Annotated in this window: 13 protein-coding genes; 3 read left to right on the forward strand and 10 right to left on the reverse strand. The window is 42.7% G+C overall.

The features are described 5' to 3' along the window. Nucleotides 1-200: 200 nt before the first annotated feature. The 10 genes from DDT91_RS11335 to DDT91_RS11380 all read right to left on the reverse strand — a co-directional run bounded on the left by DDT91_RS11335 (nucleotide 201) and on the right by DDT91_RS11380 (nucleotide 8830). The gene (locus tag DDT91_RS11335; protein ID WP_187176298.1) at nucleotides 201-461 is read right to left on the reverse strand and encodes an acyl-CoA-binding protein; all 261 of its coding nucleotides are present in this window, start codon (nucleotides 459-461) and stop codon (nucleotides 201-203) included. Nucleotides 462-581: 120 nt separating this feature from the next. After that, nucleotides 582-1868 (reverse strand): citrate synthase, encoded by a 1287-nt coding sequence (locus DDT91_RS11340; RefSeq protein WP_187176299.1) that lies wholly within the window; start codon nucleotides 1866-1868, stop codon nucleotides 582-584. 247 nt (nucleotides 1869-2115) lie between these two features. Continuing rightward, nucleotides 2116-2538, reverse strand: coding sequence for a BrxA/BrxB family bacilliredoxin (locus DDT91_RS11345; RefSeq protein WP_187176300.1), 423 nt, complete (start codon nucleotides 2536-2538; stop codon nucleotides 2116-2118). Between the two features lie 25 nt (nucleotides 2539-2563). Further along, the gene (locus DDT91_RS11350; RefSeq protein ID WP_187176301.1) at nucleotides 2564-2905 is read right to left on the reverse strand and encodes an iron-sulfur cluster assembly protein; all 342 of its coding nucleotides are present in this window, start codon (nucleotides 2903-2905) and stop codon (nucleotides 2564-2566) included. 1 nt (nucleotide 2906) lies between these two features. Further along, nucleotides 2907-3338: a SufE family protein gene (locus DDT91_RS11355; RefSeq protein WP_187176302.1), complete on the reverse strand. Its 432-nt coding sequence runs from the start codon at nucleotides 3336-3338 to the stop codon at nucleotides 2907-2909. After that, nucleotides 3335-4558 (reverse strand): cysteine desulfurase, encoded by a 1224-nt coding sequence (locus DDT91_RS11360; protein WP_187176303.1) that lies wholly within the window; start codon nucleotides 4556-4558, stop codon nucleotides 3335-3337. Before DDT91_RS11360 ends, DDT91_RS11355 begins: the two co-directional genes overlap by 4 nt. A 4-nt stretch (nucleotides 4559-4562) precedes the next feature. Beyond that, nucleotides 4563-5831, reverse strand: coding sequence for a Fe-S cluster assembly protein SufD (gene sufD, locus DDT91_RS11365; RefSeq protein WP_187176304.1), 1269 nt, complete (start codon nucleotides 5829-5831; stop codon nucleotides 4563-4565). A gap of 17 nt (nucleotides 5832-5848) precedes the next feature. Then, the gene (gene sufC, locus DDT91_RS11370) at nucleotides 5849-6613 is read right to left on the reverse strand and encodes a Fe-S cluster assembly ATPase SufC (RefSeq protein WP_187176305.1); all 765 of its coding nucleotides are present in this window, start codon (nucleotides 6611-6613) and stop codon (nucleotides 5849-5851) included. Between the two features lie 45 nt (nucleotides 6614-6658). Further along, the gene (gene sufB, locus DDT91_RS11375) at nucleotides 6659-8104 is read right to left on the reverse strand and encodes a Fe-S cluster assembly protein SufB (protein ID WP_187176306.1); all 1446 of its coding nucleotides are present in this window, start codon (nucleotides 8102-8104) and stop codon (nucleotides 6659-6661) included. Between the two features lie 252 nt (nucleotides 8105-8356). Next, nucleotides 8357-8830, reverse strand: a complete 474-nt coding sequence (locus DDT91_RS11380; RefSeq protein WP_187176307.1) for an Lrp/AsnC ligand binding domain-containing protein — start codon at nucleotides 8828-8830, stop codon at nucleotides 8357-8359. A gap of 373 nt (nucleotides 8831-9203) precedes the next feature. On the opposite strand from DDT91_RS11380, the gene DDT91_RS11385 reads away from it, so the two are divergent. The 3 genes from DDT91_RS11385 to DDT91_RS11395 all read left to right on the forward strand — a co-directional run bounded on the left by DDT91_RS11385 (nucleotide 9204) and on the right by DDT91_RS11395 (nucleotide 14592). Then, nucleotides 9204-9743: a hypothetical protein gene (locus DDT91_RS11385; RefSeq protein ID WP_187176308.1), complete on the forward strand. Its 540-nt coding sequence runs from the start codon at nucleotides 9204-9206 to the stop codon at nucleotides 9741-9743. Nucleotides 9744-9828: 85 nt separating this feature from the next. Continuing rightward, nucleotides 9829-11748: a M14 family metallopeptidase gene (locus tag DDT91_RS11390; protein WP_187176309.1), complete on the forward strand. Its 1920-nt coding sequence runs from the start codon at nucleotides 9829-9831 to the stop codon at nucleotides 11746-11748. A 12-nt stretch (nucleotides 11749-11760) separates the two neighbouring features. Then, complete coding sequence (locus tag DDT91_RS11395) at nucleotides 11761-14592, forward strand: prolyl oligopeptidase family serine peptidase (RefSeq protein WP_187176310.1); 2832 nt, start codon at nucleotides 11761-11763, stop codon at nucleotides 14590-14592. Nucleotides 14593-14629 lie beyond the last annotated feature (37 nt).

Here is a 14629-nt window from a genome sequence, read left to right on the forward strand (position 1 = left end):
ATTAATGGGGCGGATGCTTCGAACTTCCCGACTCTCGTCGGTAAGGTGCTCAGCACAGGCGACCGAAGACCGAAGACTGAAGGATTCCAGATTTCAACCTTTTCGAGAAATTTCTTAAGCTAGTTAAGCCTTCTGGTAAAAAAGTGGTTATACAGATTTCAATAAAACAGAAGCCTGAATTTTGAATTCAGGCTTTTCGATTAAATGTATTTTTTTGAAAGCTCTTCCACCAGGTCTACGTAAGCCTGAGTTGCCTCCTCTTTCGATTTCCCTTTCAGTATTAACCAAGCATTGTATTTTGCGGCTGCTTTGAAGTCAAAACCTCCTGGCCTTTCTTCCTTATTATCCCCTTCAGTGGCCTGTTTGTAAAGTCCGTAGAGACGTAGAAGTTCTTCATTGGTTGGTCTTGTGGTAAATTTTTCGGTGAGGGCAATGGCTTCCTCGAGTGTAGTTGGTTTCATGGTAAACTGAAATATGCGTTTTGAGTTTCCAAATATGAGGTTTCTTTCAAATTTTTGAAAGGAGGAAATCAAAAAAGCCATCCCGGAAAAGGGATGGCTTTTGGCTATTTTTTGATAAGATTAACGCTTATTGATGAAAACGTAGTCACGCTCTTTAGGTCCAACATACACTTGGCGTGGTCTTCCAATAGGTTCCTTTTGCTCTCTCATTTCTTTCCATTGTGCAATCCAACCGGGCAGACGGCCCAAAGCAAACATGACCGTGAACATATCGGTAGGGATACCCAAGGCACGATAGATAATGCCAGAGTAGAAGTCTACGTTTGGATAGAGTTTTCTGTCAATGAAATATTGGTCGTTGAGCGCTGCATGCTCAAGTTCTTTTGCGATATCCAATACAGGGTCAGAGACTCCCAATCTTCCCAAAACCTCATCAGCAGCTTGCTTGATTATTTTAGCTCTTGGATCGAAGTTCTTGTAAACACGATGTCCAAAGCCCATCAATCGGAAAGGATCGTTTTTGTCTTTTGCTTTGTCCAGGTATTTTTTGGCATCGCCTCCGTCAGCTTTGATAGCTTCGAGCATTTCGATCACTGACTGATTGGCTCCTCCGTGAAGTGGTCCCCAAAGGGCGTTAATTCCCGCAGAAATAGACGCATAGATCGAGGCTTGAGAGGATCCCACCATTCTAACTGTGGAAGTTGAGCAGTTTTGCTCATGGTCTGCATGAAGAATCAAAAGTTTATCCAGCGCAGTGGCTACGATAGGATCCACTTCGTACTTCTCAGCAGGAAGTGCAAACATCATTTTCAGGAAATTGGAACAATAATCCAGCGAGTTGTCAGGATAGTTTACAGGATGTCCGACCTTGTTTTTGAATGCCCAAGCTGCGAAAGTTGGCATTTTGGCCAGTAATCGGATGATGCTAAGATTTACTTCCTCTTCTGTTTGGTTGGGATTGAGAGAATCTGGATAAAATGCAGAAAGAGAACAAATCAAGGATGACAATACTCCCATTGGGTGTGCATTGGATGGGAATCCAGCCAAGATTTTTTTGATGTCTTCATGCACCAAAGTATGAAGGGTAATTTCCCTGGTGAATTTATCATACTCCGCCTGAGTTGGAAGTTCTCCGTAAATCAGCAAATAAGCTACTTCTAAGAAGCTTGCTTTTTTGGAGAGGTCTTCAATTCGGTATCCACGGTATCTTAATACTCCTTGCTCACCATCCAAAAAAGTAATTGCACTTTTTGTAGCTCCGGTGTTTTTGTAACCAGGATCAAGGGTGATGAGTCCGGTAACATCTCGAAGTTTTCCTACATCAATTGCGCTTTCATCTTCAGTTCCGGTAATCACCGGGAATTCAAATTCCTGCCCTTTAAAAGACAGCTTTGCGGAGTCAGACATATATTGTTAGTTTGGATTTTATTTTAATGAAAACTCTAAAATCGCGCTTAAGTTAATAAAATTGACCATTTTTTAAGGTTTTTATTCCATAAGCAAGCTCAATATTATTTATCAAATAGATAAGCGATAGGACGCTTTTTTAACTCTTTGAAAATAAAGTGCTTTACGAGACTTTCATTATTAAAGGAATTAATGACTTTGATAATCTTTGTTGAAGTTGGATAAAAAAAGCCCCGAAGGGCTTCAATTAATCGCAGAAATGTTCGAAAACTTCTACCAAATGGTCACCGATCATTTTGGCGTTTCTTCCTTCAATGTGGTGACGCTCGATGAAGTGAACCAATTCTCCGTCCTTGAACAAGGCCATTGCAGGAGAAGATGGAGGGTAAGGCAAAACCAATTCGCGTACCTTAGCTACTGCCTCACGGTCGTTTCCGGCAAAAACTGTCGCAAGTGTAGTTGGTTTCTTGGAAGCATTTTCCAAAGCATACCTTACACCCGGACGAGCGGCACCTGCAGCGCAGCCACACACGGAATTGACAACCACGAAAGTGGTTCCTTTGTGATTAGGGCCAAGGTGCTCAGCTACCTGCTCGGCAGTACGGAACTCCTGGAATCCTACATTGGAAAGTTCTGCCCTCATCGGAGCAATTAATTCTTCAGGATACATATTGTTGAGTTTTTATAGTACGGTTTTAAAGAAATCCTAATTCGAGTTTGGCCACTTCAGACATCATGTCCTGAGAGTAGGGCGGATCAAATGTCACTTCTACTTCCACGTTGTTGACTCCCATGATCTGTTGGATTTTATCCTTGACTTCAGAAGGAATGAACTCAGCTGAAGGACAGTTGGGGGAAGTCAGGGTCATCTGTACATACACATTATTGACCGGATAGACGGTAATCTCATAGATCAGGCCCAATTCATAGACGTCTACTGGGATTTCAGGGTCGTATACCTGCTTGATTGCAGCCACGACTTTATCGCGGAGGTTTTCGACTTGAGTAGTGCTTTCTAAAGGTTTTTCCGCTTCCATATCAGGCGTTTTGCTTGGTTTGAAAAGCCAATGCGTAAAGTTTCATCTGCTTAATCATCGCAGCCAATCCATTGGATCGCTGGCTTCCGATGATACTTCCCATTCCGATTTTTTGGATAAAATTCAGATCAGCATGAATAATTTCATCCGGTCTTCGATTATCCAGTACGCGAATCAAAAGAGAAATCAGTCCCTTGGTGATGTCCGTATTTGAATCGGCCTGAAACTGAACTTTTCCCTCTTTTTCATCTGCTATCAGCCATACTTTGGACTGACACCCTTTGATAATGTTTTCTTCTTTGCGCTCGGACTCAGGGAATGGTTTCAGGTTTCCCCCCAATTCCATGATGTAGAAAATGGTGGACTCTTTGTCATCTCCCAGGATTTCAAATTCTGAAACAATTTCGTCCTGTACCTCCTTGATCGTGCTCATTTGTTTTTCAATCGTGCGATTTGGGCGACACCCTCCGCCAGCTTTTCAATTTCTGATTTGGTATTGTAAACCGCAAAGGAGGCTCTTACAGTTCCCTCGATTCCAAATCGTTTCATCAAAGGTTGCGTACAGTGATGGCCTGTGCGAACTGCAATTCCTTTTGCATCCAGCATTTGTCCTACATCAAAAGGATGCATGCCGTTGATGTTAAAAGATAAAACAGAGACTTTTTCGGAAGCAGTTCCTACGGGAATAAATCCTTTGATTCCACTCATCAGTTCATTCGCATGGGCCAGAAGTGCATCCTCATGGGCTCTTATTTTGGTTTTGGTTAGGCTCTGAACGAAATCTAAGGCTGCTTTGAAAGCAATCACATCAGCAATATTAGGCGTGCCTGCTTCAAACTTGAAAGGAATCTCATTGTAGGTTGTTTTTTCAAACGTCACCTCTTTGATCATTTCCCCTCCTCCGAGGAAAGGAGGCATTTCTTCCAAAACTTCCCTTTTTCCGTAAAGCACTCCAAGGCCCGTCGGTCCATAAAGCTTATGAGCTGAAAAGGCCAGAAAGTCACAGTTCAAATCCAGTACATCGATATCGAGATGGGAAGTGGACTGCGCTCCGTCCAGCAATACTTTTGCACCCAAAGCGTGGGCAGCCTCTATTACTTCCTTTACAGGATTGATCGTGCCTAGTGCATTGGAAGCATGGACGATGCTTACCAGCTTGGTGTTGGGAGTCAGAAGTTTCTCAAATTCTTTCCAAAGAATTTCACCCGCTTCGTTGATCGGAATGACCTTTAGAATCGCCCCTTTTTCTTCACAGAGCATCTGCCAAGGTACAATGTTGCTATGATGCTCCATGGTTGAGATAATGATTTCATCTCCTTTTCCGATGAATTTTCTCCCAAACGTCTGTGCCACCAAGTTGATGCTTTCGGTAGTCCCTTTGGTGAAAATGATTTCTGCAGCCTCTCTTGCACCGATAAAATCTCTGACAGCTTCCCGAGTCTCTTCATAATAGCGAGTTGCTCTGTCGGCCAAGGCATGAGCACCACGATGGATGTTTGAGTTGTCCTTTTCGTAGTATTCCTGCAAGGCTTTTAAAACAGCCTTTGGCTTTTGAGTGGTCGCGGCATTGTCAAAATAAATCAAGGGCTTGCCGTGCACTTCTTGGTGAAGCACAGGAAACAAGCCCCTGATTTGATCCAAATTGAAACTCATGGGATTAGAATTTGCTTCCCAAACGCTCCTGAATCAGGTTCACGACATGGTTGCGGAAGCTTTCTTCTTCGATTTTTTCAAGCACCTCTCCTGCGAAAGCATAAAGCAAGAGACCCTTTGCGGAAGTCTTGTCTATTCCTCTTGCCTGAAGGTAGAAAAGCGCTTCTTCATCCAATTGGCCAACGGTACAGCCGTGAGAGCATTTCACATCATCCGCCCAAATTTCCAATTGGGGCTTGGTGTTGACGATCGCGTCTTCGGATAAGAGGATGTTGTTGTTCTGCTGGAAAGCGTTGGTTTTTTGAGCATCCTGACGGACAAAGATCTTTCCATTGAAAACTCCCCTGCTTTGGTCAGCGAGAATTCCTTTGTAGAGCTCGTTCGATTCAGCGTGAGGGATGGTATGATCTACATTGGTATGATTGTCCACGTGAGTTTTACCGTTGAGTAAGTACACACCGAACATATTTCCTTCTGAATTGCTTCCCAGGAGATTCAGACTCAAGTTATTTCTTACCATGTCTCCAGAAAGAGAAATATTCACCGAGGTGAATTTTGCATCTTTTTGAATGTCGGTTTCAATATTGCTGACCTCAATGGTGTTTTTTGATTCGTTTTGAAGTCTGTAATAGTTGATTTGGGAATTGACTCCCCCTTTGATTTCCACTACTTTGTTAATAAAGTAGGAGGAATCATTCAGGCTAATGCTTTGATCAAGGAAAGTAACCTCCGCAAAATCCCCCACTTCAATCCAAATTCTAGGCTGAATCACCTGTCCCACGTTTTCTTTGTTGAAAGAAAGCAGTAGAATTGGTTTTTCTATGTTAGCCTTTTTTGGTACTGAAATAAAAATTCCATCAGCAAAAGAAGCTTGATTAAGTGCAGCAAAAGGATCCTTGGAGGCTTTGGCAATACTTCCAAGAGCAGCTTCAGGCTTTTCGGAAAGTTTGGCAACTTCTATTCCTTCTATGGAAGAGGAGAGTTCTGGAAGAAATAATCCATTTACAAAAACCAGTACATCACCTTCAAAGCCATCAAATAAAGCGGATTTGACTTGGCTATCTGTGATTTCAAAAGAAAGGGCAGGGGAGAAGCTTTTAATAGCGTTCTCCAGCTTCTTGCTTAGGTTGGTGAATTTATATTCTTCGGCTTTTACTGCTGGCAGACCCTGAGAAAGAAAGCTTTCTTTTCCTAAAGTGCGAATGGAAAGGAAGTTTTCCGGAGCTGCCGCAAAAAGCCCTTGAAATGTATCTTGTTGGGTCAAGGTACTCATGAGATATGGTTTTGAGTTCAAACAGTGGCAGCAGAATCGACTTCTTCTTTGATCCAGTCGTAGCCTTTTTCTTCAAGTTCTAGCGCGAGCTCCTTAGTGCCGGACTTTACAATTCGTCCTTTGTACAGTACGTGTACATAATCAGGAACGATATAGTCCAACAATCGCTGGTAGTGAGTCACGACTATGGTAGCCGTCTTGTCTGATTTCAATTTATTCACTCCATTGGATACGATCCTCAAGGCGTCAATATCCAATCCTGAGTCGGTTTCATCCAAAATGGAAAGCGTAGGTTCAAGCATAGCCATTTGGAAGATCTCATTTCTTTTTTTCTCACCTCCGGAAAAGCCCTCATTGAGAGAGCGGCTGAGTAGTTTCTGGTCGATTTCCACCAGAGCCATTTTTTCTTTCATCAGTGAAAGAAACTTCACGGCGTCCAATGGCTCTAGTCCTCTGTATTCGCGGACTTGATTGAGAGCTGTCCTCAGAAAGTTGGTAGAAGAAACTCCCGGGATTTCTACAGGATATTGAAATGCCAAGAACACACCTTCTCTTGCACGGTCCTCAGGAGCAAGTTCCAATAGATCTTTTCCTTGGAATATCACTTCTCCCTCGGTCACTTCGTATTCTTCACGACCGGCAAGAACTGAGGCCAAAGTGGATTTACCCGAACCGTTTGGTCCCATGATCGCGTGAACTTCGCCAGCTTTTACTTCAAGATTGATACCTCTCAGGATTTCGTTTCCTTCGATGGATGCGTGGAGGTTTTTTATACTTAACATGTTTCTGATTTTTCAATTTTTCAATAGTCCAATTTTTCAATCGGATTAACCAACTGAACCCTCAAGGGTAAGCGCCAGAAGCTTTTGGGCTTCTACCGCAAATTCCATAGGAAGTTGGTTTAAGACTTCTTTAGCGTAGCCATTTACGATCAAAGCAACTGCATCTTCTGTAGCGATTCCTCGCTGATTGCAATAGAAAATCTGGTCCTCACCGATTTTTGAGGTAGTGGCTTCATGCTCCACCTTTGCCGTCGGATTGTTGATGTCGATATAAGGGAAAGTATGTGCTCCACATCTGTCTCCCATCAGCAACGAGTCGCATTGGGAGAAGTTTCTTGCATTGTCAGCACGCTTCATTACCTGCACTTGTCCTCTGTAGGAGTTTTGGGATTTTCCGGCAGAAATACCTTTGGAAACGATCCTTGACTTGGTGTTTTTACCGATGTGAATCATTTTGGTCCCTGTATCTGCCTGCTGGTAGTTATTAGTGACGGCGACAGAGTAGAACTCTCCGATGGAATAGTCTCCTTTAAGGATGCAAGAAGGATATTTCCAAGTCACAGCTGAACCCGTTTCCACTTGGGTCCATGAGATCTTAGAATGATCACCTGCACAGATTCCTCTTTTGGTCACGAAGTTGAAAATTCCTCCTTTTCCTTCTTTATCACCAGGAAACCAGTTTTGGACAGTGGAATACTTAACTTCAGCATGAGAAGCAGCATAGATTTCCACCACGGCCGCATGAAGTTGATTCTCATCCCGCTGAGGGGCAGTACATCCTTCCAAATAAGATACGTAGGAAGATTCATCAGCAACGATCAACGTTCTTTCAAACTGACCAGTATTTGCAGCATTGATTCGGAAATAGGTGGATAGCTCCATAGGGCATCTTACACCTTTTGGAATGTAGCAGAAAGAACCGTCTGAAAACACAGCTGAGTTTAAAGCAGCGTAGTAGTTGTCAGTCATAGGGACTACTGATCCCAAATATTTTTTTACCAGCTCGGGATGCTCTTTGACTGCTTCGCTAAAGGAACAAAATATGATTCCCAGTTTGCCCAGCGTATCTTTAAAAGTCGTAGCAACCGATACAGAGTCCAAAACCGCATCTACCGCGATTCCCTGAAGTCTTTTTTGCTCATTCAGAGAGATTCCCAATCGTTCATAGATTGCAATCAGTTCGGGATCTACCTCGTCGAGATTTTTCGGTTTTTTGGCTTGCTTGGGTGCGGAGTAATATTTTAAGGCCTGAAAATCAACTTTAGGATAGTGTACGTTAGCCCATTCCGGCTCGCTCATATTTTGCCAAGTTCTGAATGCCTTAAGCCTCCAATCTAAAAGCCACTCTGGTTCTTCTTTTTTGGCAGAAATCCAACGGATGATATCTTCATTGAGACCCGCAGGGGCTTCATCGGCTTCATAATCTACCGACCAGCCATGCTCGTATTCTTTTGACGTTAGTTCCTCTAAAATCTGATTGTCTTTGCTCATGTGCTGAGTTATTTAGACTAATTATATTTTGATTGCGAAGGTACAACATCTAAACAAAAAAATATGTTCGATGCCATGTTAAAAATCTATGACATATTGTAATATTCTTTGAGGAGAAATAGTTAAGTGCTTGAATGGTAATTAGTTGATAAAATTTGGATAAAATCAAAAGGCCAAGAATTTTTCTTGGCCTTTTGATTTTATAATCCTTTTTGGGGACTGTTATTTAATTTAGATTTAATCTAAATTGCATTACTTTTCTTTGTCGAAAAACTGAATTGGTCTGTTGATACTTTCTTCCAACACAATCAAAGTTTCTGTTCTGTCAATTCCATCCACTTTTTGGATTTTATCAAGAACTAATCGGAGGTGGTTGGTGTCCCGGCAAATGATTTTGGCGAAAATGGAATAATTGCCAGTGGTGTAGTAGGCACTGACGACTTCAGTGATTTCCTTGAGCTTTTCAATTACGTTGTCATAAAGAGAGCTTTTTTCAAGATAAATGCCAAGGAATGCGGAAATATCATAGCCAAGCTTAGAAAAGTCAATGTTGAGTGTGGCGCTTTTAACAATCCCCATATCCTCTAACTTTTTCATACGCACGTGGACTGTGCCTGAAGACACGAAAACCTTCTTGGCAATTTCGGTGTAGGGGGTTTTTGCATCCTCATTGAGAAGAGAGATGATTTTTAGGTCTATGTTGTCGATATCTAAAATTTTGTCCATTTTCCTGAATAGGATTTAGATGATTGTTAATAAAGGATGCGGGAAATTAGAAATTGTTCAAAATATTGCAAAATTATTTTTTCAATTTGTAATTCAAGTCAAAATATATTTACTTTGGGCTTGTAGATTAATTTCAGTTGAAAATTTGGCGCAAGTAGTTTTGATATCCTTTAAAGTTTGTTAACTACCATTAAGCCAAATATTTAACTTTCAACTTTGAAAACTTTTAATCTCTAAAGTTATATTTGGGTTTATATTCTGAAAAGGGTCTTGCCAGTGGCAAGACTTTTTTATTGCACTAACTTTAATTTAAAATGCAAAAAAATGCATTTCAAATTTTTTTTAATGTGTTTTTGAGTTTACTTTTGTCTGTATGAAAGGCAACAGAAATTTTAAGCGACTTATAGTGGTATTGAGTTTGGGAGTTTTCCTTACGCTTCCTATCAATTTTGGGTATGCTTTTGCCCAACAAAACCTGGAAGCTTCCGAGCCACCGATAGCCTTGGTTCATTTCAATAAGCTGACTTTGAAAAACAAAACTTCAGACATGCCGGCTGCTCTGGAATTTTCTGCACCGCAGGATTTGAATGTAGAGTCCCTTACGGTAATTGAAGAGAATATTGCCAGAAACCTAAATTCCCATTGGGTATGGCCTGAATATACCCTTGAAATGATGGACAGTTATTCGCCATTTCTATTCAGAACTAAAAAAAGCCAGGAGGTGGACGAAGTTAGACTTCTTGTTCAGGTAAATTCCAGAGGAAGGGTTTCTGGATTTGAAGTAATTGGAGACGTTGACAAAGGATTGAAAGAGAGATTGGATCATATGATCAGGAAGTTGCCTGATTGCAAGCCTGTTCCAGGATTTGCATCCTATTCACCTGCTACCTTTGAAGTGGTAATACAAAAGTAAATTGGACCGGATCACCGGTCTTTTTTTTGAGCGGTTGGGGAGGCTAATGGCCTCTTTTTATTTTTACCTACCAACCAAAAAAATCATGAGAAAGATTCTATTCTTTTCGACTGCTTGCCTTATCTCAGGAATGGCGACCGCTCAGGTTAAGTCTTTTCAGCCAGAAAAGGCTTTTCCTGAAAAAAATGAGAAATCCAAATTTTATACCGTTTCTGGAGAAAGACACGGGCCTTCCTTTTTTAAGAAGTTTGTCTTTCCGGAAGTCGAATACACCCCGGGTGAAAAGCTAACCTTTGATAAATACCATACCGTGGATGTGATGTACCATTGGTATGAAAAATGGGCTCAGCAGTTTCCTAATATCGTGGACCTGTATGTGATTGAGCATTCTTTTGAAGGGAGGCCGATTTACCAAATGACCATTACCAATAAAAAGACAGGAAAAGATACGGATAAGCCCGCAGCCTATTTTGAAGGAGGCCGCCATTCTGGGGAGATCACTTCCAGCGAATCTATCCTTTGGCTGACACAGCACTTGTTGGAGAACTATGGGAAAGACCCGGAAATCACCTCCCTGATCGATACGAAAGCTATTTATCTACGTCCGCAAAACAATCCTGACGGTTCCAACATGTATTTGTTTACAGAGCAAAGGAACCGCAGTACTGTCAGACCAAACGACACTGACCGAGATGGATTGCTTGATGAAGACCCGGAGGAAGACTTGGATGGTGATGGCATTATTTACCAGATGAGAAAAAAGGCCATAACGCCTGAAGAAAAGGAAAAAGCAAATTTTGTCATCGATCCTAAAGATCCGAAGGGGCGATTAATGAAAAGGACTTTTCCCGGTAAGGGAGATTATCTGGTATACACGGAAGGCATCGACAATGATGGGGATGGAAGTTTCAATGAAGATGGGATTGGAGGATTGGATCTTCACCGTAATTACCCTGAAAACTGGAGACCGAATACAGGCGGAGACCTGACAGGTCGGGGATATACCCAGTTTGGCGCCGGGGAATACCCTCTCAGTGAAATAGAAACTCGATCAACGGCGCTTTGGGTATTAAGCCATCCCAATATTTCTGTAGTCAACTCCATGGATACGCGTGTGCCGATGCACTTGCGTCCACCTTCGACTTCCAAATCAGAGGAGCGCATGTATCCTCAGGATTTGGCTATCTATAAAGAGATGGATCAGCTTGGACTTTCCTACACCGCATATCCATGGGCAGGGGATGTGTACGAAACGTATGCGACACGATATAAAGTCAACTCCATGACCGGAGATCCTTTGAAGCCCGAACCGCTATTTGGGCATGGACCGGATTTTGGATATTTCTACTACGGCAGTATCTGGTATGGCGATGAGCTTTGGAACAATGGCGCCATGAAGGATTATGACGGAGATGGGATTTACGATGATTATGATGGATTGATGTGGGATGATGAGGCAAATGGAAGCAAGGGATTCAAGCCTTGGACTCCCTTGAATCACCCACAACTCGGAGAAGTGGAAATCGGAGGTTTCCATCCCAAGTTTTTTGGACAGAACGGGCCTGCATGGCAGCTGGAGGATTGGGCAAAGAAGCAGGCGCTATTCAACCTCGCTATGGCTAAAAGATTACCTCAGCTGACAATCAATGACTTGAAGATTAAAAAACTCAGCAGTGGTGAATTTGAAATTACTTTGGAATGGACCAATTCTGGAAAACTCCCTGTGGCATTGGAACAAGCCAAATTGGTGAAAATCGTACAGGAAGATCGGGTTTCCCTGGATTTTGACAAGGAGTTGACGAAAGGTTACGAAAATGCCAAAGTGAAAATCACCACTCCTTCTTTATATGACAAAACCATCTATTCTGGCTACACCGGAGTAGGGGAAAAGAAGACCGCTACTTTCAAAGTGAAAGTGGAAGGCAATGAATCAGTGAAAGGAAAAATCAAGCTGTCTTCTACCCGAGGCGGTTATTTCGAAAGAGAATTTACCCTAAACCAATAAGTAAAAATTACCATGTTACAAGTAAAGCAATGGACGTGGGTGTTTGGCTTGGTTATGTTGGCGCAAATTTCATTTGCTCAGCAAAAGCGATCCTTGACTCACGCAGATTACGACGGCTGGGAGAGCCTTTCCTCCGAAAAAATCACCAAAAATGGACAGCATGTTGGGTATCAGATTTCCCCTCAGGAAGGGGATGGAAGAGTGGAAGTATTTCCTTTTAGATTTCCTGACCAAAAAGTAGTTATTCTAAGAGGCACTTCTTTCAGTTTTTCTCCCGATGATCAATTTGCGGTCGGGAAAATCACTGCCCAAAAAGATTCTGTTCGACTTTTGAAGCTTCAAAAGAAGAAAGCGGATGATATGCCCAAAGACAGTCTTTTTATCCTGAATCTTTCCTCTCGAAAACTTGAAAAACTACCAAGAGTGAAGTCTTTTGCGATTCCGACTGAGAAAGGAAGCTGGATCGCTATTCACTTTGAAAAAGAACTTCCTAAAAAGGATGATCCTAAAGATTCGACAGCTACTAAAGCCGATTCGACTGCAAAAGTTGAAAAACCAAAGAAAACCGATGGAACCAAGCTTTTGGTTCGCTCACTTGACGGTACCAAATCCTGGGAGTTTGAGCGGGTGAAGTCCTACAGTTTTGCTCCCAATGGGGATTATCTTCACTATACCTTGGCAGAGGAGGAAAAAGAAGACAATGCAGCCATTTACCTCCTGAATTTGGCTACCGGAGAGAGCAAACTGGTACATGAGAAGATGACCACTTATTCCAATTTAGCCTTCTCGCCTCAGTCAGCTAAGCTTGCCTTTATTGCAACCGATGATTCCCTGAAGGCAAAAAAGCCCATACACACCTTATATATATATGATGTGAAAAAAGGGGATCTGGCAATCCAAGTAGAAAAGAGCGGTTTGAAATTGGAAAATAGCCGAATCAGTCCGGATGGAAGTGTAAGATTCTCGGAAGATGAAAACCGATTGTTTTTCGGTGTGGCAAGAGATTATGTGGATTATGCCTACGAAAATGATACGACTATCCTCGAGGAGGAGCGTGTCAGCTTGGATATTTGGGGATGGCAGGAGTCTGAAATCCAACCCATGCAGTTGAAAAACAAGTCTCAAGAAGAGAGAAAAACCTATTTGGCGACGTTGAATCTCAGTGACGTTTCCATCACCCAACTCGGCACTCCTGAGGTAGAGAATGTGATGTTGGAAAACAAAATCATCAAGGATTTTGCACTTGCCTGGACAGATGCCCCCTATCGAAGAAATTACAGCTGGGATATTCAGATCGGTAGAGACTTGTATTGGTTGGATTTCAAAACCGGAACAAAGACACTGATCGAGAAAAATGCCTCCGGCTCGCCGAGACTTTCTCCGGAAGGAAAATATGCTTATTGGTATGACCCTCGAGACAGTTCTTGGGTGGCCTATGATATTCAAGGTCAGGCAAAAATCAATTTGACCAAGGCGCTTCCGGTTCCCTTCTTTGAAGAATTGCATGATTCTCCATCCTTACCGGGCAGCTACGGTTCAGAGGGTTGGTTGGCGGGAGACGCTGCGATTCTGATCAATGATCGATTTGACATCTGGAAAATTGATCCCAAAAATCCTGCTTCCGCAGTCAATCTCACTTTGGGTGAAGGACGCAAAAAGCAAATCACGTTCAGAAGAGAGCAACTCAAAGCCGATGAAAGATCCATCGACCCAAAAGAACCGCTGATCCTTTCAGCTTTCAATGAAGTGAATAAAGACAACGGCTTTTTCACTTCTAATTATGAAGGACAGACTGCGCCCAAGCAATTGCTAATGTCAGCCCATCGGTATTTGGGATTTAGAAAAGCTCAAGAGTCCAATCAGGTGATTGTCCGCCGATCCACTTACCGTGAAAATCCGGATATCTATTTGACGGATTTGACTTTCAAAACCCTCACCAAAGCTTCGAATCTTAACCCTCAGCAGGCTGGAATCAAGTGGGGAAGTGTGGAATTGGTTTCTTACCTGGCCAATGACGGGACACCGCTTCAAGGATTGCTCTTTAAGCCGGAAGGGTTTGATGCCAATAAGAAATATCCGATGATGGTCTATTTCTACGAGCGAAACAGCGAGACTTTGCACAATTACCGCGCTCCAGCTCCAAGTAGATCTACGATTAATATTCCCTATTTCGTAAGCAATGATTACCTGGTTTTCGTTCCTGACATCAAGTATGATCTTGGCCTTCCGGGACCAAGTGCCTATGACTGTATTATCCCTGGTGTGCAGGCCGTGATTGCCAAAGGCGGAGTGGATACCGAAAATATGGCTATCCAAGGCCAAAGCTGGGGAGGCTATCAGGTGGCTTACCTGATCACCCGAACCAATATGTTTAAAGCAGCCGGCGCAGGTGCTCCGGTAGTCAATATGACTTCTGCTTATGGCGGAATCCGTTGGGGTACAGGCATGAGCCGCATGTTCCAATACGAACAGACACAATCCCGAATAGGAGGTACGCTCTGGGAAAAACCGATGTATTACCTCGAAAACTCCCCGTTGTTCACCATGGACCGAGTGCAAACTCCCGTCCTGATCATGCACAACGATGCAGATGGGGCAGTGCCTTGGTATCAGGGAATCGAGATGTTTATGGCTTTAAAGCGATTGAATAAGCCAGCTTGGCTACTTCAATACAATGGAGAGGATCACAATCTGGTGCAACGAAAAAACGCCAAAGACCTTTCCATTCGCCTAAGCCAATTCTTTGATCATTACCTCAAAGGTGCCCCGGCTCCACTTTGGATGACAGAAGGTTTGCCTGCGGTGGAAAAAGGAAAAACCCTTAAATATGAGTTAGGAAACTAAAATGCAAAAGCCCCGAATTTTCAGGATTCGGGGCTTT

It is taken from the genome of Algoriphagus sp. AK58, from assembly GCF_014324365.1.
Classification (GTDB): domain Bacteria; phylum Bacteroidota; class Bacteroidia; order Cytophagales; family Cyclobacteriaceae; genus Algoriphagus.

What these genes read in the sequence shown, in the direction of transcription:
- DDT91_RS11335 (WP_187176298.1), bottom strand. Translation starts at nt 461, where the DNA reads ATGAAACCAACTACACTCGAGGAAGCCATTGCCCTCACCGAAAAATTT.
- sufB (WP_187176306.1), bottom strand. Translation starts at nt 8,104, where the DNA reads ATGAGCAAAGACAATCAGATTTTAGAGGAACTAACGTCAAAAGAATAC.
- DDT91_RS11360 (WP_187176303.1), bottom strand. Translation starts at nt 4,558, where the DNA reads ATGAGTTTCAATTTGGATCAAATCAGGGGCTTGTTTCCTGTGCTTCAC.
- DDT91_RS11350 (WP_187176301.1), bottom strand. Translation starts at nt 2,905, where the DNA reads ATGGAAGCGGAAAAACCTTTAGAAAGCACTACTCAAGTCGAAAACCTC.
- DDT91_RS11390 (WP_187176309.1), top strand. Translation starts at nt 9,829, where the DNA reads ATGAGAAAGATTCTATTCTTTTCGACTGCTTGCCTTATCTCAGGAATG.
- DDT91_RS11340 (WP_187176299.1), bottom strand. Translation starts at nt 1,868, where the DNA reads ATGTCTGACTCCGCAAAGCTGTCTTTTAAAGGGCAGGAATTTGAATTC.
- DDT91_RS11345 (WP_187176300.1), bottom strand. Translation starts at nt 2,538, where the DNA reads ATGTATCCTGAAGAATTAATTGCTCCGATGAGGGCAGAACTTTCCAAT.
- sufC (WP_187176305.1), bottom strand. Translation starts at nt 6,613, where the DNA reads ATGTTAAGTATAAAAAACCTCCACGCATCCATCGAAGGAAACGAAATC.
- DDT91_RS11385 (WP_187176308.1), top strand. Translation starts at nt 9,204, where the DNA reads ATGAAAGGCAACAGAAATTTTAAGCGACTTATAGTGGTATTGAGTTTG.
- sufD (WP_187176304.1), bottom strand. Translation starts at nt 5,831, where the DNA reads ATGAGTACCTTGACCCAACAAGATACATTTCAAGGGCTTTTTGCGGCA.
- DDT91_RS11395 (WP_187176310.1), top strand. Translation starts at nt 11,761, where the DNA reads ATGTTACAAGTAAAGCAATGGACGTGGGTGTTTGGCTTGGTTATGTTG.
- DDT91_RS11355 (WP_187176302.1), bottom strand. Translation starts at nt 3,338, where the DNA reads ATGAGCACGATCAAGGAGGTACAGGACGAAATTGTTTCAGAATTTGAA.
- DDT91_RS11380 (WP_187176307.1), bottom strand. Translation starts at nt 8,830, where the DNA reads ATGGACAAAATTTTAGATATCGACAACATAGACCTAAAAATCATCTCT.